Source organism: Pseudomonas sp. NPDC078416, from assembly GCF_050268485.1.
Taxonomy (GTDB): domain Bacteria; phylum Pseudomonadota; class Gammaproteobacteria; order Pseudomonadales; family Pseudomonadaceae; genus Aquipseudomonas.
Genome location: NZ_JBNNGV010000021.1, coordinates 55,323 through 82,153 on the forward strand (window position 1 = coordinate 55,323; position 26,831 = coordinate 82,153).

Genomic DNA, 26,831 nt, shown 5'->3' on the forward strand with positions numbered 1-26,831 from the left:
TTAACCCATGTAGGAGCGCGCTTGCCCGCGAATGCGATCGGTATGAGATGAATGCATCCGCTGACCCAGCGCATTCGCGGGCAGGCGCGCTCCTACAACGGCCATAAAGTCATTGAGATAACCCATGCAATTCACGCAACTCACACGCCTCGCCCAAGTCAGCAGCCCGCTGGGGCCCGACGTTTTGCTGCTCAAACACATGAGCGGCGGCGATGAGCTGGGGCGTTTGTTCGATTACGAATTGCAGCTGACATCGAACGACGCGGCCATTGACCTGAACCAGTTGCTGGGCAAGCCCATGAGCCTGTCGCTGCAGCTGATTGACGGCAACGAGCGCTATTTCCACGGGCTGGTTGCGCGGTGCAGCCAGAACGTCGATGCCGGTCAGTTCGCCAGTTATCAGGTCACGCTGCGGCCTTGGCTGTGGTTGCTGACGCGCACCTCTGACTGCAAGATTTTCCAGCACCAGAGCATTCCGCAGATCATCAAACAGGTGTTCCGCGACCTGGGCTTCTCCGACTTTGAAGACGCCCTCAGCCGCCCCTATCGCGAGTGGGAATACTGCGTTCAGTACCGGGAAACCAGCTTCGACTTTGTCAGCCGCTTGATGGAACAGGAAGGAATTTACTATTTCTTCCGTCATGAAAAAGACCGTCACGTATTGGTCCTGGCTGACGCTTATGGCGCGCATCAACCGGCGCCTGGCTATGAGTCTGTTCCCTACTACCCACCGGACGGTCAGCACCGCGAGCGCGATCACCTCAATGACTGGCGGCTGGCGCAGGAAGTCCAGCCGGGCTCTCTGGAGCTTAATGACTACGACTTCCAGCGCCCCGGCGCTCGCATCGATGTGCGCTCGGCCATGCCACGACCTCATGCGGCAGGCGATTATCCGCTGTATGACTACCCCGGCACGTACGTGCAAAGCGAGGACGGCGAGCACTACGCCCGCACGCGCATCGAGGCGATTCAAAGCCTGCACGAACGCGTCGAGTTCAGCGGCAATACACGCGGACTGGGATCGGGGCATCTTTTCAGCATGACCGGCTTCAGCCGCCCGGACCAAAACCGCGAATACCTGATCGTTGCCGCCAGCTACATGATCAGCCAGGAAAGTCTGGAAACCGGCACCAGCGGCGCAGGCCTGCAGTACGAAAGCGCGATGTCGTGCATCAGCGCGCAACAGAGCTTCCGGCCACTGCCCAAGACCGTGCGCCCCATCGTCAAAGGGCCGCAGACCGCACGGGTGGTCGGCCCCAGCGGCGAAGAAATCTGGACCGACCAGTTTGGCCGGGTGAAGGTGCATTTCTACTGGGACCGTCACGACCAGTCCAACGAAAACAGCTCGTGCTGGATTCGTGTATCGCAAGCCTGGGCGGGGAAGAACTGGGGCTCGGTGCAAATCCCGCGCATCGGTCAGGAAGTCATTGTCAGCTTCCTCGAGGGCGACCCCGACCGCCCGATCATCACCGGCCGCGTTTACAACGCAGAACAAACCGTGCCTTACGACCTACCCGCCAATGCCACGCAAAGCGGGATGAAAAGCCGGTCAAGCAAGGGCGGCACGCCTGCGAACTTCAACGAAATCCGCATGGAGGACAAAAGAGGGAGTGAGCAGCTGTACATCCACGCCGAGCGTAATCAGGACATCGTCGTCGAAGTGGACGAAAGCCACTCGGTGGGGCACGACCGGAACAAGAGCATCGGCAACACCGAGACGGTGACGATTGGGCTCGACCGACTGCGCGCCGTGCAGCACGACGATGTTTTGCTGGTGGGTTCGAGCAAGACCGACAGCATTAGCCGCAGCTACCTGATCGAGGTCGGCGAAAACCTGCGTCTGGTCTGCGGCAAGAGCGTGCTTGAGCTCAATGCCAGCGGGCAGATCAACCTCACTGGCGTGCAGTTCAACTTCAACACCGAGGGCAGCGCCGAGATCAACACGGGCGGCCATCTGCACCTGAACATCGGCGGCGGGCCGGGTGCCACGCCTGACGGCCAAGGCGAAAAAGGCAGTATCGACGCAGCCGTCAAAGCCATGTTCCCCGAGCCGAAATCCGGCCAGTAAACACCTTATTCGAGAGAAATCGCCGTTATGAAGTACCGCATCAACGAATTCCAGTTCGCCCTGCCGGATAGCGCGTTGCAGGACGCCTCGATCAACATCCTCAAGTTTCCCGCGCTGGGCACTTCGCTGATCGTCAGCCGCAGTTTTCTGGCGCAAGACGAAACCCTGCACAGCAACTTCGACGCCCAGCTCAAGCGCCTGGAACAGCAGGTAAAAGAGCTGCGTTATCAGCCAGCGCTAGCCATTCGAGTCGGCGCCGCGCAGGACATCGAGGCGCTTGAGCTGCGCAGCCAGTTCAGCAAAGGCGAGGAGATGGTGTTCCAGTATCAGCTGGCGTTGGTGCTGCCCGGCACGCGCAAGATGCTCGCCCTCAGCTATGTAAAGGCGCAGCCGCTGGGCGAGCCCGAAGCAAGGCATTGGGCGACGATCAAACAGTCACTGCAGTTCGACGGTATTTAATGAGCGCCGTGAATGTCTGACGCACTCTGGGCCGCTCGGGTTGGCGATGCGTTGTCGCACACCTCAATGATGGCCGACATTCTCGGCGGCGTGCTGGAAGTGGCAGCCAACATTGCCATCGGCGTACTGGCGACCGCTGCGGTGGTCGCGGCGACGGGGATTACGGTGGCCACTGGCGGCATCGGCGCCTGCGTGCTGGGCGCGGTGGTCGGATTGGTTGTCGGCGTGGTGATGAGCAAAACCGGCGCCGACAAGGGCCTCAGTTCGTTGTGCGAGGACATCGGCAACGGCCTGTTCCCGCCCACGCCTCAGGCCACTATTACGACCGGCTCCACCGACACCTTCATCAATGGCATTCCCGCCGCGCGGGCGGCAGGGAGCGTGCCTTCAACGCTTGTGCCAAGTGGGTCCGTACTCAGTGAAAACGTTACCGCCCCGGAGGAGCAGGCACAAGAAGAGCCGACCTTTCTGGACATGGCTCAGGGCTTCTTCTCTCAGCTATGGCGCCCTACCATGGCGACACCGGGCCCTGGCGTTGTGCCCAAGCCACTGGATCTGGTGGTCTGTACGCGCCATCCACCCATGCCTCCTCAGTTCCTTGCCGAAGGCTCAGAAAAAGTCACCATCAATGGACAACCTGCGGTGCGCAGCGGCGACCGCAGTACGTGCGATGCCACCGTCGTTTCATCCGGCCTGATCTCACCGAACGTGCGCATTGGCGGCGGCAAAGTGGTGGTGCGCGAAATCCGCAGCGGCAAGACACCGGGCATAGGCTTGGCGATTACCGCGCTGATGATGCTTAAAGGCAGCAAGGGAAAATTTATCAGCAACCTGCCTTGCATGCTCATGGCGGGAGCAAATTCGTTCGTGACCAGCGCGGCAATCAGTGCCGCCAGCAATGCAATTGTCGCCGCCACCAACCCCGTACATGCGGCGACCGGCGCCAAAGTACTGGGCGACATCGACGACCTGGATTTCATTCTGCCAGGTGTATTGCCGATCACGTGGCAGCGTGTTTACAACAGCCGCGATAAGCGCCGCAATGGAATCTTCGGTGCGGGCTGGAGTGTCGCTTTTGAAGTGAGTGTAGAAACGGTTCTGCATGTCGATGGCGGACACACACTGATCTACACCGACGAGCAAGGTCGACGAATTGACATTGGCTGGGTCGCCCCGGGCAGCGCGGTCTATAGCAGCGGCGAGGGGCTTAATGTCCGACGCCATGGCAATGGACAGTTGCTCATCGAAAGCGACGACGGACTGTACCGCCTGTTCGAGCCTGGCGATGGGTCTTTGCTGCGCCTGAGCACGCTGGGTGATCGCAATGACAATCGGATTCACATCGACTACGACGACCAAGGGAGAATAGCCCGCCTTCGCGACGGCTCCGGGCAGTGCACGGCCGAGCTGACTTACGCAACCCAGTGGCCCGGACGACTGCACTGCGTCGAGCGGATATACCCCGACCAAACCCGCGAGCTACTGATCAGCTACGAGCAAGACATTCAGGGTGACCTGGCCGTTGTACGTGACGTGAAAGGGCATCAGCAACGGCGCTTCGTCTACGACAACGCGCGCAGGATGATCGAACACCAGTTGCCGATAGGGCTGCGCTGCTTCTATGACTGGAAAGTGTTCGAGGACGAGCATTCGCGCGTCATCCGACATTGGACCGATGACGGAGACGCGTACACCTTCGACTACGATCTGGATAACGCCAGCTTGCGTATCCACGACAGCCTGAATCGTACCAGCATGCGACGTTGGAATATCGACCTTCAAATCACAGAGCACACCGATAACCTTGGGCAGATCTGGCGCTTCGACTGGGACGATGAACGCCACCTTACGAGGGCTGTGGACCCTGCAGGAAGGCAATGGCAATACAGTTACGATGACGTCGGAAACCTCTGCCAGTCAACTGACCCTATGGGCAGAAGCGAATCGATCGTCTGGCTTTCACACTGGGCACTTCCACTGACAGAAACCAATAGCGCAGGGCACAGCTGGCGCTACCGATACGACGCACGCGGCAACCGTACTCACGAAACTGATCCGTTGGGGCACACCACACGTTATCGATATGACGCATGTGGGAAACCTATAGAGATCATTGATGCCAGCGGTAAACACAACTATTTGAGATGGAACACACTGGGTCAACTGATCGAGCATGTTGACTGTTCGGGTTATCCGACACGCCTTGAGTACAACGTACGCGGCATGCTCTGCGCGAAAATCGATGCGACGGGCGAACGCATCGAATATGAGCACGATGAACTCGGTAGGATGTCGCTGACACGCACCCCTGATGGTCGGACTCAGCACTACCAGCGAAACCCTGGCGGTCAATTGACCGCCGTTATCGACCCGGCTGGGCACTCGACCGTTTATCACTACGATCGGCGTGGCCAGGTGAGTCGACGCATCGACGCCCATGGCCGTACGGTGCACTTCCGTTATGACAGCTTCGGCCGCCTTCTGCAGCTGACCAATGAGAACGGTGAACACTACCGTTTTGCATGGGACTCGGGCGACCGCCTGACCGTGCAGCAAAACCTCGACGGCAGTGCTCGGCGCTATGCTTACGATGCGCTGAACAATGTTGTGCAGACCGAAGATATACCCGCCCCTCAAGGTAACGGCATGGCCGTGGTGCCGACTGCGGCGCTCTCACCGATCGTCCATCGTTTCGAGCGCGACGCGGTCGGCCGCATGCTTGCCAAAACCACCGATGACGGGCGTTATGAATACCAATACGATCCGTTGGATCAACTGCTTGGTGTGAGTTTTACCGACCGCAAAGGCCAGACTCAGGCACTGAAGTTTGCTTACGATCCGCTCGGCCAACTGCTGGAGCAGAGCAGTGCGGCAGGGAATCTGCGGCATCATTACGACGAGCTCGGCAACCTGGCTCAGATGGAGCTGCCCGACGGTCGTTGGTTGAACAACCTGTATTACGGCAGCGGGCATTTGCACCAGATTAATCTGGACGGGCTGGTCATCAGTGACTTCGAGCGTGACCGCCTGCACCGGGAAGTCTCCCGCACCCAAGGGCAGATGCTGACCGTTAGCGATTATGACCGTGGTGCCCGCCTGCGCTCACGCCTTACCCGCAGAGCCAACCAGCCCTCACAACTGCCGGCTCCGGCCCAGCAGCATTTTGATTACGATCCGGGCAATAACCTCGTTGGCCGCCTGGATCGCCAAACCAATGTGACGCAGAACCAGCGTGTGCATTACGACGCAACCGGTCGTATTGTTGCCAGCCAGGAGAGTGTGCACGGCCAGCATGAGACATTCGCCTACGACGCCGCAGCCAACCTGCTCGACGGCCCACGCGTAACGGGCTTGATCGTTCACAACCGACTGTTGACCTATCAGGACAAGCGCTACCGATATGACGCCTGGGGACGCCTGATCGAGAAACGCGTCGGAAAATTTCAGGTTCAGCGTTTCGGCTACGACGCCGAACATCGATTAATCACGGTGTGCACGCAGCGAGGGAACCTAGAAACAATCGTACAGATGGCCTACGACCCGTTAGGTCGGCGCACGGCCAAGATCGAACGCGACCCTCGGGGATACGTGTTAAGCGAAACCCTTTTCGTCTGGGACCGCCTGCGCTTGCTGCAAGAACATCGACACAGTCAGACCAGCCTTTACCTGTATGCCGACGACAGTCATGAACCCCTGGCGCGCATTGATGGCAGCGGCACACTGCAGAAAGTACGCTACTACCACAACAATGTGAACGGTCTTCCCGAACAACTCAGCGAAGCTGATGGACACTCGGTATGGCAGGCGCGTTATCAGGTATGGGGTAACACGCTTGAAGAGGTCCGTGAGCCTTACTTCATCGAAGAGCAGAACCTGCGCTTTCAGGGCCAATACCTGGATCGTGAGATCGGTCTGCACTACAACACCTTTCGCTTCTACGATCCGGACATCGGACGCTTCACCACGCCCGACCCTATCGGCCTGGCGGGTGGTCTAAATCTTTACGCGTACGCACCCAATCCTTTGGCGTGGGTCGACCCGCTTGGCTGGTCATGCTCCTCGGGCGGAAAAACTGCAATTTCACGCAACTCCGCACGCAAGCTTTTAAAAAGTCGCGGTCGTGACAAAAAAAGTCAGCAAGAAACGGTCGACAGTTTCGAGGGCCAGATCTACGCGACACGCGGAAAAAAAGGTGATGTTTTTACGATCACGGAGGACACGCCCGGGGCAGCTTCTCAGGTGTTCGTGACACGCGGCTCAGCAGGCGCAACGGCCGCTGACAGGCGTGCCAATCTGGCGCTCCCGCCGAACAACTCCGCAACGTATGAAGGTAATATTGCGCTGACCAAAGATCAGGTGTTGCTCGAAGGAAAAGTGGCCCCGCAACTTCAGTGGGGGGCAGACAAAACTGGCGGGGGGTGGCAGGTCGTCACCTCCGGGGGCAGATACACAGGAGCAACGACGCGACTATGAACATACGGGCATGCAGCGATTTGATTTGCGATCATCTGACGCAATCGTCTTTTCAGAAAGAAGCCGATGAAGTCCGCCAACTGACCGATGCCGTGCTCAACGAGACCGCATCATTGAGCGCGCGACAGGACGCTGCGAAGCAGTTGATCAGCCGATGTCATGTGAAATGGCTTGGCGATTACTTCATTGTGGGCGTCTCGTACGATCAGTGGCTGAAACTGCTGACTCAGTTCAGCAAGCTGTTGAGTAAGGTGTAACGCGTGCTGTCGTTGCCTTATGGGGCACATGGCACGAAGACGCCCCGCAGAGTGTTTTTCATGAGTGCCGTGAATGACTGACGCACTCTGGGCTGCTCGGGTGGGCGATGCCTTATCGCACACCTCAATGATGGCCGACATCCTCGGCGGCGTGCTGGAAGTGGCCGCCAACGTCGCCATCGGCGCGCTGGCCACCGCTGCGGTGGTCGCGGCAACGGGGATTACCGTAGCCACTGGCGGCATCGGCGCCTGCGTGCTGGGCGCGGTGGTCGGACTGGTTGTCGGCGTGGTGATGAGCAAAACCGGCGCCGACAAGGGCCTCAGTTCGTTGTGCGAGGACATCGGCAACGGCCTGTTCCCGCCCACGCCTCAGGCCACTATTACGACCGGCTCCACCGACACCTTCATCAACGGCATTCCCGCCGCGCGGGCGGCAGGGAGCGTGCCGTCGACGCTGGTGCCAGCGGGCTCACCTGACAGTGCAGAAGCCGAGGAGCCCGAATCCCTGGAGGAAACGGGCTTTCTCGACATGGCCAAGGGCTTCTTCGCGCAGATGTGGCGCCCCACTGTCGCGACGCCCGGACCTGGCGTCGTGCCCAAGCCCCTGGACCTGGTGCTCTGCACGCGGCACCCGCCGATGCCGCCCCAGATGCTCGCCGAAGGTTCGGACAAGGTCACCATCAACGGGCAGCCCGCCGTGCGCAGCGGCGACCGCAGTACCTGCGACGCGACCGTCGTGTCCTCTGGCCTCATCTCACCCAACGTGCGCATCGGCGGCGGCAAGGTGGTAGTGCGGGAAATCCGCAGCGGCAAGACGCCCGGGGTGGGCCTGGCGATCACTGCACTGACGATGCTCAAGGGCAGCAAAGGCAAGTTCCTCAGCAACCTGCCGTGCATGCTGCTTAGCGGTGTGAACTCGTTCGTCGTCAGTTCGGCCATGGGCGCGTTGACCAACGCCATCGCCGGTTCGCCAAACCCGGTGCATGCCGCCACCGGCGCCAAAGTCCTCGGCGGTGTTGAAGAGCTGGACTTCGTGCTGCCGGGCATCCTGCCCATTGAGTGGCAGCGTTTTTACAGCAGCCGTGACGAGCGCCGCGATGGCCTGTTCGGCGCGGGCTGGAGCGTGGCATTCGAGGTAAGTGTGCGCATCGAAGCCCACCCGGAGGGTGGCGAACGGCTGATCTACATCGATGAGCAGGCGCGCAGCATCGACATGGGGTCGATCCCGCTCGGCGGCGCGGTATTCAGCGCGGGGGAAGGGCTGGCCGTGAAGCGGCATGGCAATGGCCAGCTGCTGATCGAGAGCGAGGACGGGGTTTATCGGCTGTTTGATCCGACTTCAAGCGATTCTTCGTTGCTGCGCCTGACTCAGTTGGGCGACCGCAACGACAACCGCATTTATCTGGATTACGACGCTGAAGGTCGGCTGATTCAACTGCGCGACACCGTCGACGCTTTATGCGTATCGCTGGTGTATTCGGCGCAATGGCCGCGTCGGGTGGAACGTGTCGAGCGCTTGTTTGGCGATCAAACCCGGGAAGTTCTGGCGAGCTATGCGTACGACGCTGTCGGCGATCTGGCCGAGGTACGCGATGCGCTTGGAGCGGTACAGCGACGTTTTGCTTACGACAGCAGGCGGCGCATGGTCGAGCATCAACTGCCGACCGGCTTGCGCTGCTTTTATGAATGGGCGCTGATTGATGGGCGCGAATGGCGCGTGGTTCATCACTGGACTGACGAGGGCGATGAGTACCGCTTCGACTATGACCTGGGTGCTGGCAGCACGCAGATCACCGACAGCCTGAACCGGCGCAGCACGCGCCTGTGGAACAGTCAGCACCAGATCACCGAGTACACCGACAATCTCGGACAGACCTGGCGGTTTGGCTGGAACGACGAGCGCCAGTTGCTCAGCGCGACCGATCCTTTAGGCGGACAGTGGTCGTACAGCTTCGACGACGCCGGAAACCTCAGCGCGACGCAAGATCCGCTGGGGCGCAGCGACTCGACGGTCTGGCTGGAGCACTGGTCGTTGCCCTTGGTCGAAACCGACGCTGCCGGCAACCGTTGGCAATACCGCTACGACCCGCGTGGCAATTGCACCCACGAAACCGACCCGCTGGGGCATGTCACGCGCTATCGCTACGACGGGCGTGGCCAGGTGATCGAGGTCATCGACGCCATCGGTAAGCGCAAACAGCTGCGCTGGAATGAATTCGGTCAATTGATCGAACACGTGGATTGCTCGGGTTATCCGACGGCCTTCAGTTATGACCAACGCGGTTACCTGCAGGGCATCACCGACGCGCTCGGGGAGCGCACGCTTTATCAGCACGACGCGCAGGGGCGGCTGTTGCACAGTCAACTGGCGGACGGTCGGGCTGAACACTACGTGCGTGATGCCAGCGGATTGCTCACCGGTTATACCGACCCGGCCGGCCATACCACGAGCTATGAGTACGACCGCCGGGGTCAGGTGCGACAACGCCTCGACGCCCACAATCGCCAGGTGCAGTTCAGCTACGACGCCTATGGCCGACTGCAGGCGCTGACCAACGAGAATGGCGAGAGTTATCGCTTTGTCTGGGATGCCGCTGATCGGCTGGTGACTCAGCAGGATCTGCATGGCAGCCAGCGGCGCTATGGCTACGACGCGCTGAGTCATCCGGTTCGCGTAGAGCAGTTGCCTGCGCCTGATGAAACCCAGCGTGTTGCGGATTCGATTGTTCACTCACTGGAGCGCGACGGGGCGGGTCGCCTGATCGCCAAGGTCACTGCCGACGGGCGCACTGAGTACCGCTATGACCTGCTGGATCAGCTGACTGAAGTCGCGTTTGCCGATGAGCTTGGTCAGCAACAGACGCTGGGGTTTGCCTACGATGCGATGGGGCAGTTGCTCAGCGAGCACAGGGCGGCTGGCACGTTGCAGCATCACTACGACGAACTGGGGAATCTGACTCAGACGCAACTGCCCGACAGCCGCTGGCTCAATCGCCTGCATTACGGCAGCGGTCATCTGCACCAGATCAATCTCGACGGGCAGGTCATCAGCGACTTCGAGCGTGATCGCCTGCATCGCGAGGTGCTGCGCAGCCAAGGGCAGATCAGCACGCGCAGCCAGTACGACCGCACGGGGCGTCTGCGTTCCCGGTTACGTCGGGCCACGCATCAACCGCCGCAATTGCCTGCCGAATCGAGCAGGGAATTTGAATACGATCCCGCCGACAACCTGATCGGACGACTGAATCGCAACCGCCAGCGTGACCAGCGAACGCTGCTGCACTACGACGCCACGGCACGGATCATGGCCAGTCAGGACAACCTTCAGGGAAACAGCGAAACCTTCGCCTACGACGCCGCCGCCAACCTGCTCGACGGCCCGCAATCCGGTGCCGGGCGGGTCGTGCACAACAGACTGCTGACGTATCAGGACAAGCGTTATCGCTACGACGGCTTCGGGCGGATGATCGAAAAGCGCAGCGCCCGCCACGGCACCCAACGGTTTGCCTACAACGCTGACAGCCGTTTGACCGAAGTGCACAACCCCAACGGCCACGTCGTGCGCATGAGCTACGACCCGCTGGGCCGACGCATCGGCAAAAGCGAACACGACCGAAACGGCCAATTACTCGGCGAAACCCGCTTCACCTGGGACGGTCTGCGCCTGCTGCAAGAACAACGCAACAGCCTGACCAGCCTGTACGTCTATGCCGACGGCAGCCACGAACCCCTCGCCCGCATCGACGGCAGCGGCGCCCTGCAAAAAATTCGCTACTACCACAACGACCTCAACGGCCTGCCCGAGCAGCTGACCGAATCTGACGGGCATGTCGTTTGGCAGGCGCGTTATCAGGTCTGGGGCAACACCGCCGAAGAGGTCCGCGAGCCGTATTTCATCGAGGAACAGAATCTCAGATTTCAGGGCCAATACCTTGATCGCGAAACCGGACTGCATTACAACACCTTCAGGTTTTACGACCCGGACGTGGGAAGGTTCACGACGCCGGATCCGATTGGGTTGGCGGGTGGGATTAATCTCTATCAGTACGCGCCGAATCCGGTTGGGTGGGTGGATCCTCTGGGATGGAAGCCTTGCTTCCGGGACACTAAGGCTCAAGCTCATGCCGAGTCGATTATCAAGAGACATGGTGGTGTTACGGCTGGCGAGAACAGATACAAAATGCCTAACCGACGTGCTGCGCGTCAGGCTGCGTCAGAAATTGCTGGCAACTTGGGCTCGAGACCTCTGCCAATTACCAAAGCAGAATTCCGAGGAGGGCCACCCTCGTGGAAAATCTCTCAAGGAAGGATAGGGATGAAAAACCAGTCAGAGACGTCCGGATGGAGGGATGACTCACCTGGCCATCCCCAACTGGGAGCAGGCCCTCATGTGAACGCCTGGAATAATGAGCAAGGCATCACATCCAACCTTCATTTGGATTACTGATATGAAAAAGCTGGTTGTACGCTCCAGTTCAAATCTGGAAAAAGCTTTAGAGGATAAGGTAGAGCCTTACTGGTACACCGTTCTACGTGATGAACATCAATACTCGATACGGTCAGAAAAAAACCCATGGAATCAAGATGCGGCCGAGCTTGAGAAAACGGTATATCTCGCAGACGATTGCGTAATTACGATGCGCCCCGCTCGCTATGCATTAAAAAATGATGGCTCCTACGATTACGAAAAGGACCACTATTTTTTAGAGATTTCGAACCAAGACAGCTCCATAGTATTTAGCTCAGCTCGCGTCTATGTATGGGAGGAAGTGAATAGGTTGGCCGTTTTTTTTAAAGGACTTTCTTTCACCGCTGCTACTCGCGTCTGGAAAGTAAAAAAGCTGTAGTTCATCAACTTTCCATTCTTATGACTTAAATAATAAATGTCTAACCCCCTCTACGCAGCCCGCCTGGGCGACGCCCTTTCCCACACCTCGATGATGGCTGACATCCTCGGCGGTGTGCTTGAGGTTGCGGCTAACGTGGCGATCACAGCGCTGGCCACTGCTGCCGTAGTAGCGGCGACGGGGATTACCGTGGCGACCGGCGGGATCGGGGCGTGTGTGTTGGGCGCGGTGATTGGGGTGATTGTCGGCGTTGCCATGAGCAAAACCGGGGCCGACAAGGGGCTGAGTTCGTTATGCGAGGACATTGGCAACGGCCTGTTCCCGCCCACGGTGCAGGCCAATATCCTCACTGGCTCGACCGACACATTCGTCAACGGTGGCGACTCCGGCCCCGGGCGTGGTGCCAAAGCCGCTTGATCTGGTGCTCTGCACGCGCCATCCACCGATGCCGCCGCAGTTCCTCGCCGAGGGTTCGGAGAAGGTGACCATTAACGGCCAGCCTGCCGTGCGCAGCGGTGATCGCAGCACCTGCGATGCAACGGTCGTGTCGTCGGGGCTGATTTCGCCGAACGTGCGCATCGGCGGTGGCAAGGTGGTGGTGCGCGAGATTCGCAGCGGTAAGACGCCGGGCATCGGTCTGGCGATTGCGGCGCTGTTGATGCTCAAGGGCGGTAAAGGCAAGTTCATCAGCAACCTGCCGTGCATGCTGCTCGCGGGCGCCACGTCCTTCGCCACCAGCATGGCCATCGGTGCGCTGACCCGCGCCACCAGCGCATCGCCCAATCCGGTGCACGCGGCCACGGGCGCCAAGGTGCTTGGCGGCGAGGATGATCTGGATTGCGTCTTGCCTGCGCTGCTGCCCATTCACTGGCAGCGCGTTTACAACAGCCGCGATGAACGACGCGACGGCTTGTTCGGTGTCGGCTGGAGTGTGCGCTTCGAAGTCAGCGTGCAGATCGAGCCGCACCCCGAGGGCGGCGAGCGGTTGATCTATACCGACGAGCAGGGTCGAAGCATCGACCTGGGCTTGATTGCGCCGGGTCAGGCGACGTACAGCGCTGGCGAAGGCCTGAGCGTGCGACGCCATGGCAACGGCCAGTTGCTGATCGAAAGCGAAGAGGGTTTATACCGGCTGTTTGAACCCACGCAAGCGAACCCGAGCCAGCTTCGCCTCAGCCAGTTGGGCGACCGCAACGACAACCGCATTTACCTCGATTACGACGAACAGGGTCGGCTGATTCAACTGCGCGACACCTTCGAACAACCCCGGCTTACGCTGAGTTATGCCGCCACTCATCCACGTCGGGTAGAGCGCATCGAGCGGGTCATTGCGGATCACCCCAATGAGCTGCTGACCCATTACAGCTACGACGCTCGTGGCCAGCTGATCGAGGTCCGCAACACGCTAGGGGTCACACAGCGCCGCTTCGCCTACGACGAGGGGCTGCGCATGAGCGAGCATCAACTCGCGACCGGCCTGCGCTGCTTTTACCAGTGGGAACGTTTTGCCAACGAGTGGCGGGTGTCGCGGCACTGGACCGATGAGGGCGACGAGTATCGCTTCGACTACGACCTTAACGCAGGCATCACTCACGTCACCGACAACCTGAATCGCGTCAGCACGCGACGCTGGAATTCACAGCATCAGATCACCGAATACAGCGATAACCTGAATCAGGTCTGGCGCTTTGAGTGGAACGACGAACGCCAGTTGCTCTGCGCCATCGACCCACAGGACGGGCAGTGGCAATACTCTTACGACGACGCCGGAAACCTGTGCTCGACCCTCGATCCGCTGGGCCGCAGCGAGTCCACCCTGTGGCTGGAACACTGGCCGCTGCCGCTGACTGAGACCGACAGCGCGGGCAATGCCTGGCGTTACCGCTACGATCAGCGCGGCAATCGTACGCATGAAATCGATCCGCTGGGGCACGTTACGCGTTATCGCCACGACGCTCACGGCAAGGTGATCGAAGTCATCGACGCCAGCGGCAAGAGCAAAACCCTGCGCTGGAATGACTTCGGGCAACTGACCGAACACATCGACTGCTCGGGCTATCCGACGCGCTATCAGTACGACCCACGAGGCCAACTGGTCAGCATCACCGATGCACTGGGCGAGCGAACGCAACTGGCCTACGACGCTCAGGGGCATCTGATCAATTACGTGCTGGCCGACGGGCGAACCCAGCAGTATCAACGCAGCGCCAGCGGCCAGTTAACGGACTACGTTGACCCGGCCGGACATAGCAGCCGTTATCAGTACGACCGCCGGGGCAAGGTCCGGCTGCGCATCGATGCTCACGGCAGACAAGTTGAGTTTCTCTACGACGCTTTCGGGCGACTGCAAACGCTGACCAATGAGAACGGCGAGGATTACCGCTTCAGCTGGGACGCCAACGACCGCCTGATTGAACAGCTCGATCTGGATGGCAGCGCCCGCCGTTACACCTACGACGCGCTGAATAATGTCATTCGGGTTGCCTATATTCCCGCGCCCCATGGTTCGGGCCTGGCGCTCGTACCTGACAGCCCTGCGCCGCTGATCATTCATCAGCTTGAGCGCGATGCGGTCGGACGCCTGATCGCCAAGATCACTGACGACGGTCGCACCGAGTACCAGTACAACGCGCTGGATCAGATGTGCTCGGCCCTCTTCATCGGCCGCGACGGCACTCAGGATGCCCTGACGTTCAGGTACAACGCCGCAGGTCAGCTACAGAGCGAACAGAGTGCGGCAGGCACGCTGAATCATCAGTACGACGAACTGGGCAATCTGATCCAGACCCAACTGCCTGACGGGCGCTGGTTGAACCGGCTGTATTACGGCAGTGGACATCTGCATCAGATCAACCTCGATGGCCATGTCGTCAGCGACTTCGAGCGTGATCGCCTGCATCGTGAAGTGCTGCGCACGCAGGGGCACATGTGCCTACGTCAGGACTTCGACCGCACCGGCCGACTGCGCTCGCGATTGCATCGACCCATCGATCAGCCGTCGCAACTGCCGGCGCCTGAACAGCAGCACTTCGAGTACGACCCGAGCAACAATCTGATCGGCCAATTCGAGCGCCAACCAGCCGGCAACTATCGTCATCTGATGCACTACGACGCGACAGCACGCATTCTCGCCAGCCAGGACAGCGTAGAGGGCCAGCGCGAAACCTTCGCTTACGACGCTGCCGCCAATCTGCTCGATCCTGCGCACCCCGGCGGGTATGTGGTCAACAACAAGCTGTTGACCTGGCAGGACAAGCGCTATCGCTATGACGCCTCTGGCCGGATGGTCGAGAAGCGCAGCGGCAGCCGACGCCTGCAACGCTTCGCCTACGACGCCGAACATCGATTGATCGAGGTCCGCACTCACGACGGCGCGCGTGAAACCGTGGTCAGCATGCAATACGATCCGCTGGGTCGGCGCATCGCCAAAACCGAACGCGACAGCCAGGGTTATTTGTTGGGAGAAACCCGTTTTACGTGGGACGGCCTGCGCCTGCTGCAAGAGCACAAACACAGCCTGAGCAGCCTGTACGTGTACGCCGATGAAACCCATGAGCCTCTGGCCCGCGTCGACGGAGCAGGCGCGCAGCAACGCATTCGTTATTACCAGAACGACCTCAGCGGCATGCCCGAGCAGCTTCACGAGCCCGACGGCCAAACCCTCTGGCGCGCCCGCTATCAGGTATGGGGCAACACGGTTGAGGAAGTTCGGCAGCCCTATTTCATTGAAGAGCAGAACCTCAGATTCCAGGGCCAGTACCTCGATCGCGAGACCGGCCTGCACTACAACACCTTCCGCTTTTACGATCCGGATATGGGCGGCAGTTCGAGCTGGATAAATCAGTCCAGTCCTATCTCGATTCCGGACACTTGAGAGAAGTCAAAAAAGGAGGCAAATGTGGATCGCCGTGAGTTGGCCGAACAGTTGAAAACAATCCAGGCCCCCGCCGACAGCTACGCCATCGGCGAAATCAACGACGAGGCGGCTCTGCCTGGTCGAAGAAAACGGGGGCTGGTCGATCTTCTACAGTGAGCGCGGATTGCGCACCGAAGAGCAGCGCTTCAGTGACGTAAACAGTGCTTGTGAAGCCTTTTTGCAGCGCCTGAATCACATGCTTGGCATCCGCTGAGTCAGCGAAGATCGGACCGCGGCTACGCAACGATCCTACATCTACCAACCCCGGCGGCTAGACAACGAACTTGCTCACCAACCCCTGCAGATGCACACCCAAACGCGCCAGCTCAACGCTTGACGCTGCTGTTTGTTCACTGGCGGAAGCGGTCTGTTCGGAGATGTCCCTTACGCTGAGAACACTGCGATTGATTTCTTCAGCCACTGCACTTTGCTCTTCGGCAGAGGCGGCGATTTGCTGGTTCATCGACTCGATGGTTGAAATTGAGCGACTGATGTTGCCGATCGAAGCCCCCGCATCCCGCGCCAGCTCCACGCTGCTGTCAGTCAGGAGGCGACTGTTTTCCAGCGTGGTCGCCACCTGTTCGGTCCGGCTGTGCAGACCACCAATTAGTGTCGCAATTTCTTCAGTCGAAGCTTGAGTGCGCTGCGCCAGGCTTCTCACCTCGTCCGCAACAACCGCAAAACCTCGTCCGGCTTCGCCAGCGCGCGCGGCTTCAATGGCGGCGTTGAGTGCCAACAAGTTAGTTTGCTGGGCAACCGCCTTGATCACGTCGAGCACGCCGCCGATCTTGTTGCTCTCTTGCTTGAGCTCATCCATCGCGGTTTTCGAATGGCCGACTTCGGTGGCGAGTTTTTCAATCTGAAGCACTGCCTTGGCAACAACTGCGTCGCCATCGCGGGCTTCTTTCGAGGCGCTGACCGCCGCATCTGACGCTTGCTCTGCGTTTCTCGCCACTTCCTGAACAGTGGCGGCCATCTCATTCATGGCTGTCGCGACCTGATCGGTTTCGGTTCGCTGGCTGTTAACCCCCGCGCTGGTCTGCTCGGTCACTGCCGACAACTGTTCGGCAGCGCTCGCGATCTGAGTGACGCTATCGCGCAGGCCACCGATCAACTGCCGCAGGTTGGTGGTCATTTTTTGCATGCTGGTTTGCAGCAAGCCCAGTTCGTCTCGCCTTGCCGTCACTTCGCTGTAGGTCAGATCGCCGTTGGCGACTCGATCAGCCAATTGCAGCGCCTCGCGAAGCGGCCCCACGATGAGTCGAGTGATGACCCATGCAGCCAATGCGCTGATGATGAGCGCGATACTGAGCCATATGATCAACATCTTGTTGGCTTGACCAACGTCCTCGATACGCAGCGAAACCTGGTTTTGTGCCAACTGATCGGCAGAACTCAGCAGGACTTCGATGGTTTTCGTGATACCTGCCTGGCCTTGGTTAATCGCAGCCTGTGCTTCCGAGAACTGAGCGATGGCAGCCTGATACTTGCTCAGTGAAGCCTGGAAGCCTTTGATGGCCTCGGGCTGAAATCCAGCGGCTTGCAGGGATTGGGTGTTGTTCATGAGCGTGGCGATTGAAGCGATCGCCAGCTGCTGCGCGTCAGGCTTTAGCGTGTAAGTGTACCCACGCACATCAAAGCGCATTTTCTGAAAGAGCGTCAGCGCTTGCCTGATTGCATCTCGCTGTTCGGACGTGCCCTCTGGCGAATTGGCGGAGGCGTCAAAGCGTTGCAGCGCCTCCGATGCATCGTCGCCGTTACTGCCAAATACGGCTCGACTGGCTTCGCGAGCGCGGGTTGCATTGATGATGTCGTTGTAAAAACCTTTGTAGACCGTCATCGCGGCTGTTGCGGTTTTGACGTGCGGAATATTGAGCTCGGAGTCGAGTATCTGCCGCAAATAAGCCAGATGAGCGTCCAGGTTGTCGTACGCTTTTAGCCAGCTGGCGGCGTTGGCGTCATCAGAATTCTGGCCGTAAACCAGCCGGGCTATACGCATGTCTCGCGTCAGCGTTGTGAGCTTGGCGATATCAGAGACGCGCTCACTTCGCTCGCTCAGTGAGGCGATGCCCGTCCAACCCGTGAGGGCGATAAGGACAGTGAATATGATCACCAGGGTGAAGCCAAGTACGAGTTTAGACCTGACAGTCATGTTGATTAAGATGTTCTTTAGCATGGCGCCCTCAGCAAGTTATAGGTGTTCACATAGGCGAGGGCTACTCCATGCCATTCCTACCGCCTTAAACTTCGGCTCGCCGCAAATAAACTTTAGTGAAAAATCACTTTTTCCCTACACTATCGACTTAATAATCTATTTTTATCGACGTAACTATCAAAGATTAAAAGTTCAGTTCTTTTTGCCAATTTTTTGTGAGCCCGATGAGCGGCTGCTTCGCCCGGAAGCTTTGGATCCACTGGGCTTTGCGGGTTTGGACTGATGCCTGGCGCAAGCCAGGAGCGAACCCATTGGGCCTTTCAGGGCTGATCAGTCAGGGAACTTCCCCATCGCTGGATGGTAGCGATTAAGCCAAACACGAAAGGCACTTACCCTTTTCGGTAAGCGGGCACCTCGCATCACATTGCAACGCTGAGTTTGAATATTCAGTGCCGACAGTATTGAACAAATCAGCCCACACACGTGTCGCTTTTAATTGATCACCCTTTAACGCCCACAAGGCTTCTCAAGTTCAGCCCCCTTACTTGGCAAGCCGTTAGAATCCAAAATGCTCACCTCAACAAACCGGCCGCCTGAACCAGCTTCAGACCCAATCCAGTCGCTCGGGAATGGCTTGGATCAACTGCTCTCGGTCTCCTGCCGGCAGGTGCTCTGAGCTGATGGGGCGCGTCAACTAAAGGGTAACGGTCAGTTAAATCGACGCAGGCCGTTATCGTTTTCACCCTTTTCAAGCTGACCAGGAAGGCGCTTTGTGAATTACACGACTCCTTTACCCATTGTGGTTGCTGGCGCCTCGGGAGACTTGGGCCACCGGGTGGTCCGAGCGCTGGTTGAGCGCGGCGCCCATGTCATCGCGCTGGTTCGGCCAGACACTGAAACAGCCCGGCTGCCGGGCCTGCGCAACGCCAGCATTGCGATCACGCCCGTTTCATTGGACGACGCTCAGGGCCTGCGCCGTGCCATCGCCGGCTCGGGGTGCGTGGTGTCGACGCTCAACGGCCTGGAAGAGGTGATCATCGAGCAGCAAGGCAGGCTGTTGGAGGCCGCTGTAGCCGCCGGGGTACCCCGGTTCATTCCCTCGGATTATTCGCTCGACTACACCCGTACCCGTCCTGGCGACAACCGCAACCTGGACCTTCGCCGGCGCTTCGCCACCCGGCTCGATACAGCCGACATCGCCGTCACCTCAATCCTCAACGGTGGTTTTCTGGAACTGCTTGAGGGCGACGCGCCTATTGTTCTACCCGGCCGCCGGGTGCTGCATTTCGGCGACGCGCAACAACCGCTGGACTTCACTGCAAAGGACGACGTAGCCGCCTTCACCGCCGACGCCGCCCTTGATCGCCACACGCCGCGTTTTCTGCGCATTGCCGGCAACAGCGTGTCGCCTGCGCAGATTGCCCACATCCTCACCGAGCTGAGCGGGCAGCATTACCGCACCCTGCGCCCCGGGAATCTCGGCACGCTGTCCGCGCTCATCTCCGTGGTGCGGGCGCTTACGCCTGCCAGTGAAAAGCCCTTCCCCGCCTGGCAAGGGATGCAATACCTGCGCGACATGATGAGTGGGCGCGGCAAGCTGCTCAACCTGGACAACGACCGCTATGGCCAGCGTGAATGGGCATCCGTCCGTGACACATTGGCCCGTACCCACGTGCAAGGGATCAACCCATGACCCACCCTATCGAGTCGTTTCCCCTTCAAATTCCCCGCTGAGGCCGAGCACGGCGGCCACTTCGCTGCGATGGAAAACCCGGCAACGCTCACTGAGCATGTGCGTGAGACCTTTCGCCTGCTGCGGTAAAGGCTTCGCGGGCATGGCGGGCTTCAGCGGCGGCACGCCTCGCCGGCATCTGGACGCTCTTGCAACCTGTAAAAAAATGAAAAAAAATTCCCCACCTGTAGGAATATTCCTACTCATGAGACTGCAGCGACGCGCGATGGAGCGTTTCGCCGCTCTTCAAGAACTTCGAGGAGTCAGCAACGCATAACAACAAGCAACACCCAGGATATCCGGGAAGAAAAACACCACTCAAGGACCACAAGGGAAGCTCAAATGAACACTACAGATCACGTACAAAGCCGTAGCACCTACAGCGAGAAATGGCAGCAACGCTTCGCATTTTTTGACGAGCACGGCGCGCCGAATTCACCAACTTACAAGCCAGCCCTGCTGAAGCTACCCTTCAAGCAGAAGATCAGGATCAACGCCAACATCATCGCGTTTTTCTTTGGTCCGATTTACCTGTTCGTCCTGGGTCTGTGGAAGAAAAACCTGACGCTGATCGGCATTCTGATCGCGCTCACTATCGTGACGGAAATCTTCTACTCCGCAACCAACTTTGCCTACGCTAAACAGGTGAACTTCGGTGTAGGTTTCGGCATGAACATCCTGTACGCAATCTCGACAAACTACGCCTACTACCTCAAGGAAATTAAGGGCGAGCAAGGCTGGAGCCCTTTCAAAGGCATGCGCTGGTAAGGTCAGGACGCACCACAGAGCGTCGTCATTTTCACTGCTTCGGCGTTGTGAAAGACGAGCCTTTGCCATGGTGTTGCGCGTACGCAATGCCATGGCCGCTACAGCATGCGACAGACATTCAGGCGTCGCCCGGCCATTAGCCTGAACTGGTCAGCGCATTCGACATGGTGTAAACGTGTCGGATGCTCTGGCTCGCTGATTCCAGCCCGTCACGATTTCAGCGGCGGCGGGTTGATCGGGGAACATTGAGCGACGAGGGAGCTCACACCTCTTGCCTTTGAACTGTCCTGTTGGTGAACCCCCTCTATGGAACACGTACTCCCGCAAGCCTGGCTGAACGCGCTGCCGTTGCCCTGGCTCAATACCCTCGTGGCCGCCGCCGTCGCGATTGGCATCGCGCTGTTGGGACGCTGGATTGCGCTGATCTTGCTCCGCCGCGTCGCGAAATCCTTCGTCTTCGCCCAGCAGTTGCTTCATCGCGCCGAACCGCCGACGTTGTGGCTGATCCCGCTGCTCGCCCTGCAAACCGTCTGGACCTCTGCCCCCGATGATCTGATGTTGATCAACGGCGTGCGGCATCTGAACGGCATGCTGGTGGTGGCCGGGTTCACCTGGCTGGCGCTGAGCTGCGTGAAAGCCATTGGCGAAGCGGTCGCGATCCGCAACCCGCTGGACATCGAAGACAACCTGCAAGCCCGTCGGATTCAGACGCAAGTGCGGGTGCTGGTGCGCTGCCTGAATGTGCTGGTGCTGCTGTTCGGTACCGGGCTGATTCTGATGAGCTTCCCGCCGGTGCGGCAGATTGGTACGAGCCTGCTGGCATCGGCAGGGCTCGCGGGGCTGGCCGCGGGTTTCGCCGCCAAGCCGGTGCTGGGCAACTTGATCGCGGGTTTGCAAATCGCTATCTCTCAGCCGATTCGCCTGGATGACGTGGTGATCGTTGAAGGCGAGTGGGGCCGCATTGAAGAGATCAGCGGCACGTACGTGGTGCTGAAGATCTGGGATGAGCGGCGGATGGTGATTCCGTTGCAGTACTTCATCGAGAAGCCCTTCCAGAACTGGACGCGCAGCACGTCGAGCCTGATTGGCTCGGTGTTTCTGTGGGTGGATTATGCGTTGCCGCTGGAGGAGTTGCGCGAGGAAGCGGAGCGTATCTGCAAAGAGATACCGCACCTGTGGGATGGCCGCGTCTGCGTATTGCAGGTCACGGACACCACCGACAAGGCGATGCAATTGCGGGTGTTGTTGAGCTCGGCGGATTCATCGCGCAGTTGGGATGCGCGATGCCACATGCGCGAGCGGCTGATCAGTTTCGTTGCCCGGCAATATCCGCAGTGCCTGCCTCAGCTGCGTGCCGAGATGTCCTCGCGCACCGTGCAGCCGGAGCGCGAAGGCCACGAAGCGCCCACGGAAATCGCGCGTCAGCCGCCAGTCTGAAGACAGGTAAAAGCAAGTTACCTGGCCACCCAGAGGGTGGCCGGGAAAGACTTATTGACCGCCGTTCAGCATCACAAACTTGCCCATCATCGCCGCGGCAAATTGTTGCCCCGACATTTTCACGCCGTTGAAGTCCACCACGTCATTGGCGTAATGCAGGCTGGACACGATGTTGTCGCCATCGACCTTGCCCATTTGCAACATGACCGCCATGCCGCCCACTGAATCCGCTGCGCCCTGCGCCTGCTGCGCGATGGCGGCGGGGTCAGTCAGACCGGCAGACTTGGCGCGCAGTGCGGCCAGATCCTTGATCATCGGCTTGGAGAGCACCAGCTTGGCGTCCAGCTGAGTCAGCAACTGCTTGAGCAATTCCGCGCCCGGCTGATCGAGCGCCGAAGGGTTGCCCAAGTCCATCGACAGGTTGAACTGGCTCTCGCCGCTGGCTGTTTTGAGCGAAAGCTTTTCCAGCTCGATGTGTGGCTTGGCGGTCAGCAGCTTGCTGACTTCGGCCTGGACCAGCGCCTGATCAGCCGGGCTCAGATGTGGCGTGTAGGTTTCACCCATCGCGGCGGCGGCCTGGGCTTGAGGCTGCACTTTCTCCTGATAGATCTTCATCAGCGCCTGGGTTGAAGCAATGTCGAAATTTCCGAACTTCCAGAGCATCTGCATGGCGCCAATGTCGCTGCCACTGAAGCTGATGTTGCCGATGTCGTAGCTCACCTGCGCGTTCAGGTTGCCTTCCACTTCCTGCAACAGGCTGGTATTGACGAAGTCCTTGAACTGAATGGCCGGCTGGCCTGCCGCCTGGAACGTGGCCGAGGCGATTTTCGCGTCGGTGTGGCCCAGGTAGAAACCCGATTTGCCTTTTGTGCCGCCGGTGTTGAAGGTGAAATCCTTGAGCGTCAGGTGCACCGGGCCTTCTTCGGAGGTGGCGGTGACGTCGACGCTGCCCAGCACACCATTGGCCTCAAGCTTCTGGCCATCGCCCGAGCCGGAGGCATTCACGGTGAAACCGGAAAACTTGAACGCGCCGGTCTGATCGGTGAACTCAAACGGCAGCAAGTCCACCCGGCCCAATGCGGCGCGGTCGTAGCCCATGCTGAAGTGGCCGGTCAGCGGCGGCTGGCCGTTGGTCATGGCAAACCATTTTTCGGAGAAGGCGTTCTTCTCGATCTGCACGTTGCTGGCGGCCATGACCGGCAGCAGTTGCAGCGATTTCACGCGGCTCCACGGCAATGGGCCGTGCTCGATGTTGTCGACAAACAGCAGCTCGACCGGCTTGCCCTCATTGAATTGAGGGTCCTGGATATTCAGCTTGTAGTGGGCGGTGCTGGTAAAGAAGTGGCGGTCCAGGGAAAGGAGCTCAACACTCGCCTTGCCTTCATGCCCGACGAACGCGGCTTGAAGCTGCTGATTGCCTTGCTGGATGGCGTCGCTGAGTGCGCCTTCCAGCTTTTTACCGGTGTACCAGGCGCCAGCGGTGACGAGGACGCCCGCAACCACAATAACGCCTACGGCGATGTTGACTGATTTTTTCATGTGTCGACTCGAAGATGTCCGTTCTTGAAGAGAGGTCTTGCCTTCCTTGACCCCGGAGGGTTTCGGCGCCACACAGAGCGGCCGTGCAGCACCTTGCGCTGCCGAGAGCCCGGCGAGATTAGCACTTGGCGAGAACGTTTTGCATCCGTTGCGCCTAGCCACGACGTTCGCCGAAGCGTTAGGCTAAACGCCAATTTGCTAACGGGATCGATGAGATGAGCGAAGTGCAAAAGCCCAAGGGTCCGGTCAAGGCGGTGATCTTCGACATGGACGGCCTGCTGCTGGACACCGAAGGCATCTACACCGAAGTGACCGATACCATCGCCAAGCGGCATGGCAAGACGTTCGACTGGGCTGTGAAGCAGCATTCCATTGGCCGCGGCTCCCAGGATTTCGCCGAGTACGTGATCAGCGCGCTAGGGCTGCCAATGTCTCCCGAGGAGTTCCTGACCGTTCGCCAGCCGATGCTGGACGAGCGCTTCCCCCACGCCGTGCCGATGCGTGGCGCCGAGGCACTGGTGCGTCACCTCGCCGAGCACAACATCCCGATTGCGGTGGGCACCAGTTCTTCCCTTCACTATTTCCACGCCAAGACGAGCAATCACCGCGCCTGGTTTGAGCTGTTCAAAGACGTGGTGACGGCGGATCACGCCGAGGTCACGGCGGCCAAGCCTGCGCCGGATATTTTCCTGGCGGCGGCGCGCCACCTGGGTGTGGACCCGAAGGACTGTCTGGTGTTTGAAGACTCGCCATTCGGCGTCACTGCGGCCAAGACCGCAGGCATGTATGCCGTGGCCGTGCCGGACTCGCACATGCCGATCGAGCAATACGCGCATGCCGACCTGATATTGGGTTCGCTGACGGAGTTTCCGCTGGAAGATTGGGGTTTGCCGGGGTTTGCCCGCTGATGATCGGAAAATGTAGGAGCGCGCTTGCCCGCGATTGCGTTGGGTCAACAGCGACTGCATCGACTGGTTGAATGCATTCGCGGGCAAGCGCGCTCCTACTTAAATCTTAGGTTTAGCCTCAGCCAACACGCGTCAAATCCACCCCCAACGCCCGAGCGAACGCCTTGACCAGCGGGCTTCGGGGGGCGTTGTGTCTCAGGATGAGGTTGACGGGCGTGCGTAGAAAGATCAGATCGGGGCGCAAGGCGCGGAGTTGGCCGTCGCGGATCAGATTGCGCGTGTAGTGTTCGGGGAGAAAGCCGATGAACCGGCCGGTCAGGATCATCATGGCGACCGCTTCGACCTGGGAGGCGGAGGCGCACTGGCTGTCGGAATTGACGAAGCTCGCCTTGTCGCGATGGATCGCATAGCGATGATTGACGATGTCGAATGCCCGCAGGCTGTCGATGCCGAGGGCGCTTTCATCCGCCTCGAACAGCGGATGCCCCACTGCGCAGTAGGCGTGAGAGGTCTCTTCGTACAACTCGAAATAATCGAACTCTTCCCGCCGCTGATACACCGGCACGATACCAAGGCTCACGCGGCCTTCGACCATTGCACGCTCAACTTCATCCAGTTGGGACGCTTGCAGGCGAAGTCTGACTTTGGGCGCTTCATCGTGCATTAGTCTGAGCGCGGCAATGAGCGGCGAACTTTTATCGGTCAGGGTGTTATCAATTACGCCGATACTCAAATCGCCAATCAACTCGTTCTGCGCTGAACTAATCCGGTCGCGAAAACTGTCTACGGACGCGAACAATTCGATAGCCGCCTGATAGACCAGCTTGCCCTCTTCAGTGAGATGAAAGCCCTCCCGGCCTCGTGTGCAGAGGCGCATGCCGATACGGATTTCAAGGTCAGAAATCTGCTTGCTGATGGCTGCAAGGCCCACATTCAGCTCGTTCTGGGCGGCGCTGAAGCCACCCGCCTCCACCACGGCCTGAAACACCCGCAACAGCTTGAAGTCCATTCCGCTGAGCGTAAGAGGGGGGCGAACTCCCGGTTTAGGCGGCACGTTTCCAGAATTGGAAAGTGGAGTTTCCATAATGCTTATTGACCTCGCCTATTGGATTCAACAGGCTCTGACTCACAACAAAAACGTGCCCGATTGATAATAATGAACACAGATAAACCTGATTGGCAACCGCGCACGGCCTAGTCCGCTACATAGGCCCAAAGCGGATCCAACCTCAATTAACCTGACACTTTGATCAGGACTTTCAATTCGTAACTGCCTTCTATTCAGGACGATTCCATGTTGCAACGGCGGGCCTACGTCGGGGCAGGAAGACTGGGTAGGGTTGCCCAGATCAGGCAGGCGCGGTCTGCATACAGCTTCGGAGAAACACATGAATCAGAATCAGGCGGAGCAGCTGCAAGCCGAGCGAAGGAAGACCGAAAACGCGTTCGACATTACCCAGTACGAACACGTCCCACGCCGCTACTACGGGCGCATTTTCTTCGCGACCCTCATCATCGTTGCCTTGGCCAGCCTGGCTCGCGCGTTTGCCAACGGACAGATCGAGTGGAGTTATATCGGCCAGTTCCTGACCTCCGAGGCCATTCTGTGGGGACTGCTCAACACGATCATCATGTCGATTCTGGCGATGGTTCTCGGGGTGGTGATCGGTGTGGTCACGGCCATCATGCGCATGTCGGCAAACCCGATTTTGCGTTACGTCGCGATCACCTACACCTGGCTGTTTCGCGGCACGCCGCTGATTCTGCAGTTGCTGCTGTGGTTTAACCTGGCGCTTATCTTTCCGGTCATCGGTATTCCCGGCGTGTTCGAGATCGACACGGTCAGCCTGATGACACCCTTCGTTGCCGCACTGCTGGGCCTGAGCATCAATCAGGGCGCTTACACCGCCGAGGTCGTGCGCGCAGGCCTGCTGTCCGTGGACACCGGTCAGTACGAAGCCGCCAAGTCCATCGGCATGCCGCGCCTGCAGGCACTGCGCCGGGTGATTCTGCCCCAGGCCATGCGCGTGATTATCCCGCCGGTCGGCAACGAATTCATCGGCATGGTGAAGATGACCAGCCTGGCCAGCGTCATCCAGTATTCCGAATTGCTGCACAACGCGCAGAACATCTACTACGCCAACGCCCGGGTCATGGAGCTGCTGATCGTCGCGGGGATCTGGTACCTGGCGGTGGTGACGGTCCTGTCGTTCGGCCAAAGCCGGCTGGAGCTGCGTTTTGCCCGCGGCGCCGGCAAGCGTTCGTAAGTCAG

The 26,831-nt window shown here is 59.3% G+C and carries 15 protein-coding genes and 2 pseudogenes; 13 read left to right on the forward strand and 4 right to left on the reverse strand.

The genetic code is table 11. From position 1 onward, the window contains the following. The first annotated feature begins 124 nt into the window (after nt 1-124). The 8 genes and pseudogenes from ACQKEN_RS18020 to ACQKEN_RS18055 all read left to right on the forward strand — a co-directional run bounded on the left by ACQKEN_RS18020 (nt 125) and on the right by ACQKEN_RS18055 (nt 16,137). Nucleotides 125-2,068: a type VI secretion system tip protein VgrG gene (locus tag ACQKEN_RS18020; RefSeq protein WP_427687549.1), complete on the forward strand. Its 1,944-nt coding sequence runs from the start codon at nt 125-127 to the stop codon at nt 2,066-2,068. Nucleotides 2,069-2,095: 27 nt separating this feature from the next. Continuing rightward, nucleotides 2,096-2,527, forward strand: a complete 432-nt coding sequence (locus ACQKEN_RS18025; RefSeq protein WP_205485870.1) for a DcrB-related protein — start codon at nt 2,096-2,098, stop codon at nt 2,525-2,527. A 12-nt stretch (nt 2,528-2,539) separates the two neighbouring features. After that, nucleotides 2,540-7,000, forward strand: coding sequence for an RHS repeat-associated core domain-containing protein (locus ACQKEN_RS18030; protein ID WP_427687551.1), 4,461 nt, complete (start codon nt 2,540-2,542; stop codon nt 6,998-7,000). Then, nucleotides 6,997-7,257 (forward strand): hypothetical protein, encoded by a 261-nt coding sequence (locus tag ACQKEN_RS18035; RefSeq protein WP_427687553.1) that lies wholly within the window; start codon nt 6,997-6,999, stop codon nt 7,255-7,257. The genes ACQKEN_RS18030 and ACQKEN_RS18035 overlap by 4 nt, the downstream gene beginning before the upstream one ends. A gap of 73 nt (nt 7,258-7,330) precedes the next feature. Next, on the forward strand, nt 7,331-11,704 hold the full coding sequence (locus ACQKEN_RS18040; RefSeq protein ID WP_427687555.1) for an RHS repeat-associated core domain-containing protein: 4,374 nt from the start codon (nt 7,331-7,333) through the stop codon (nt 11,702-11,704). Between the two features lies 1 nt (nt 11,705). Next, nucleotides 11,706-12,104 carry a hypothetical protein gene (locus ACQKEN_RS18045; RefSeq protein WP_427687557.1) on the forward strand — a complete coding sequence of 133 codons (399 nt, stop codon included), beginning with the start codon at nt 11,706-11,708 and terminating at the stop codon, nt 12,102-12,104. 36 nt (nt 12,105-12,140) lie between these two features. Then, nucleotides 12,141-15,924 (forward strand): annotated as a pseudogene (locus ACQKEN_RS18050) (DUF6531 domain-containing protein); the annotation flags it as partial. Nucleotides 15,925-16,002: 78 nt separating this feature from the next. Beyond that, nucleotides 16,003-16,137, forward strand: coding sequence for a hypothetical protein (locus tag ACQKEN_RS18055; RefSeq protein WP_427687559.1), 135 nt, complete (start codon nt 16,003-16,005; stop codon nt 16,135-16,137). 154 nt (nt 16,138-16,291) lie between these two features. Here ACQKEN_RS18055 and ACQKEN_RS18060 read toward each other — a convergent pair whose 3' ends face one another. Together ACQKEN_RS18060 and ACQKEN_RS18065 are read right to left on the reverse strand one after the other, a co-directional pair. Then, the gene (locus ACQKEN_RS18060; protein WP_427687599.1) at nt 16,292-17,164 is read right to left on the reverse strand and encodes a methyl-accepting chemotaxis protein; all 873 of its coding nucleotides are present in this window, start codon (nt 17,162-17,164) and stop codon (nt 16,292-16,294) included. Beyond that, a pseudogene (locus tag ACQKEN_RS18065) lies at nt 17,147-18,196 on the reverse strand (methyl-accepting chemotaxis protein); the annotation flags it as partial. The gene ACQKEN_RS18060 and the pseudogene ACQKEN_RS18065, both read right to left, overlap by 18 nt. 751 nt (nt 18,197-18,947) lie before the next feature. Here ACQKEN_RS18065 and ACQKEN_RS18070 point away from each other — a divergent pair. From ACQKEN_RS18070 to ACQKEN_RS18080, 3 genes are all read left to right on the forward strand, one after another. Continuing rightward, a complete protein-coding gene (locus ACQKEN_RS18070; protein ID WP_427687561.1) occupies nt 18,948-19,868 on the forward strand; it encodes an NmrA family NAD(P)-binding protein in 921 nt (306 codons plus the stop codon). 381 nt (nt 19,869-20,249) lie between these two features. Beyond that, on the forward strand, nt 20,250-20,675 hold the full coding sequence (locus ACQKEN_RS18075) for a DUF2628 domain-containing protein (RefSeq protein ID WP_427687563.1): 426 nt from the start codon (nt 20,250-20,252) through the stop codon (nt 20,673-20,675). A gap of 306 nt (nt 20,676-20,981) precedes the next feature. Then, on the forward strand, nt 20,982-22,112 hold the full coding sequence (locus ACQKEN_RS18080; RefSeq protein ID WP_427687565.1) for a mechanosensitive ion channel family protein: 1,131 nt from the start codon (nt 20,982-20,984) through the stop codon (nt 22,110-22,112). A 51-nt stretch (nt 22,113-22,163) separates the two neighbouring features. On the opposite strand, the gene ACQKEN_RS18085 is transcribed toward ACQKEN_RS18080, so the two are convergent. Beyond that, nucleotides 22,164-23,651 carry a YdgA family protein gene (locus tag ACQKEN_RS18085; protein WP_427687567.1) on the reverse strand — a complete coding sequence of 496 codons (1,488 nt, stop codon included), beginning with the start codon at nt 23,649-23,651 and terminating at the stop codon, nt 22,164-22,166. Between the two features lie 215 nt (nt 23,652-23,866). On the opposite strand from ACQKEN_RS18085, the gene ACQKEN_RS18090 reads away from it, so the two are divergent. Beyond that, nucleotides 23,867-24,559, forward strand: a complete 693-nt coding sequence (locus ACQKEN_RS18090) for an HAD-IA family hydrolase (RefSeq protein WP_427687569.1) — start codon at nt 23,867-23,869, stop codon at nt 24,557-24,559. A 118-nt stretch (nt 24,560-24,677) separates the two neighbouring features. On the opposite strand, the gene ACQKEN_RS18095 is transcribed toward ACQKEN_RS18090, so the two are convergent. Continuing rightward, entirely contained in the window at nt 24,678-25,643 is a 966-nt protein-coding gene (locus ACQKEN_RS18095) for a LysR family transcriptional regulator (protein WP_427687571.1), read from the reverse strand. A gap of 304 nt (nt 25,644-25,947) precedes the next feature. On the opposite strand from ACQKEN_RS18095, the gene ACQKEN_RS18100 reads away from it, so the two are divergent. Next, nucleotides 25,948-26,826: an amino acid ABC transporter permease gene (locus ACQKEN_RS18100; protein WP_427687573.1), complete on the forward strand. Its 879-nt coding sequence runs from the start codon at nt 25,948-25,950 to the stop codon at nt 26,824-26,826. Nucleotides 26,827-26,831: the final 5 nt, after the last annotated feature.

Coding starts and splice junctions, on each gene's coding strand:
- ACQKEN_RS18095 (WP_427687571.1), bottom strand. CDS start 25,643: ATGGAAACTCCACTTTCCAATTCTGGAAACGTGCCGCCTAAACCGGGA.
- ACQKEN_RS18085 (WP_427687567.1), bottom strand. CDS start 23,651: ATGAAAAAATCAGTCAACATCGCCGTAGGCGTTATTGTGGTTGCGGGC.
- ACQKEN_RS18060 (WP_427687599.1), bottom strand. CDS start 17,164: ATGCAAAAAATGACCACCAACCTGCGGCAGTTGATCGGTGGCCTGCGC.
- ACQKEN_RS18035 (WP_427687553.1), top strand. CDS start 6,997: ATGAACATACGGGCATGCAGCGATTTGATTTGCGATCATCTGACGCAA.
- ACQKEN_RS18100 (WP_427687573.1), top strand. CDS start 25,948: ATGAATCAGAATCAGGCGGAGCAGCTGCAAGCCGAGCGAAGGAAGACC.
- ACQKEN_RS18080 (WP_427687565.1), top strand. CDS start 20,982: ATGGAACACGTACTCCCGCAAGCCTGGCTGAACGCGCTGCCGTTGCCC.
- ACQKEN_RS18045 (WP_427687557.1), top strand. CDS start 11,706: ATGAAAAAGCTGGTTGTACGCTCCAGTTCAAATCTGGAAAAAGCTTTA.
- ACQKEN_RS18090 (WP_427687569.1), top strand. CDS start 23,867: ATGAGCGAAGTGCAAAAGCCCAAGGGTCCGGTCAAGGCGGTGATCTTC.
- ACQKEN_RS18020 (WP_427687549.1), top strand. CDS start 125: ATGCAATTCACGCAACTCACACGCCTCGCCCAAGTCAGCAGCCCGCTG.
- ACQKEN_RS18030 (WP_427687551.1), top strand. CDS start 2,540: ATGTCTGACGCACTCTGGGCCGCTCGGGTTGGCGATGCGTTGTCGCAC.
- ACQKEN_RS18025 (WP_205485870.1), top strand. CDS start 2,096: ATGAAGTACCGCATCAACGAATTCCAGTTCGCCCTGCCGGATAGCGCG.
- ACQKEN_RS18040 (WP_427687555.1), top strand. CDS start 7,331: ATGACTGACGCACTCTGGGCTGCTCGGGTGGGCGATGCCTTATCGCAC.
- ACQKEN_RS18075 (WP_427687563.1), top strand. CDS start 20,250: ATGAACACTACAGATCACGTACAAAGCCGTAGCACCTACAGCGAGAAA.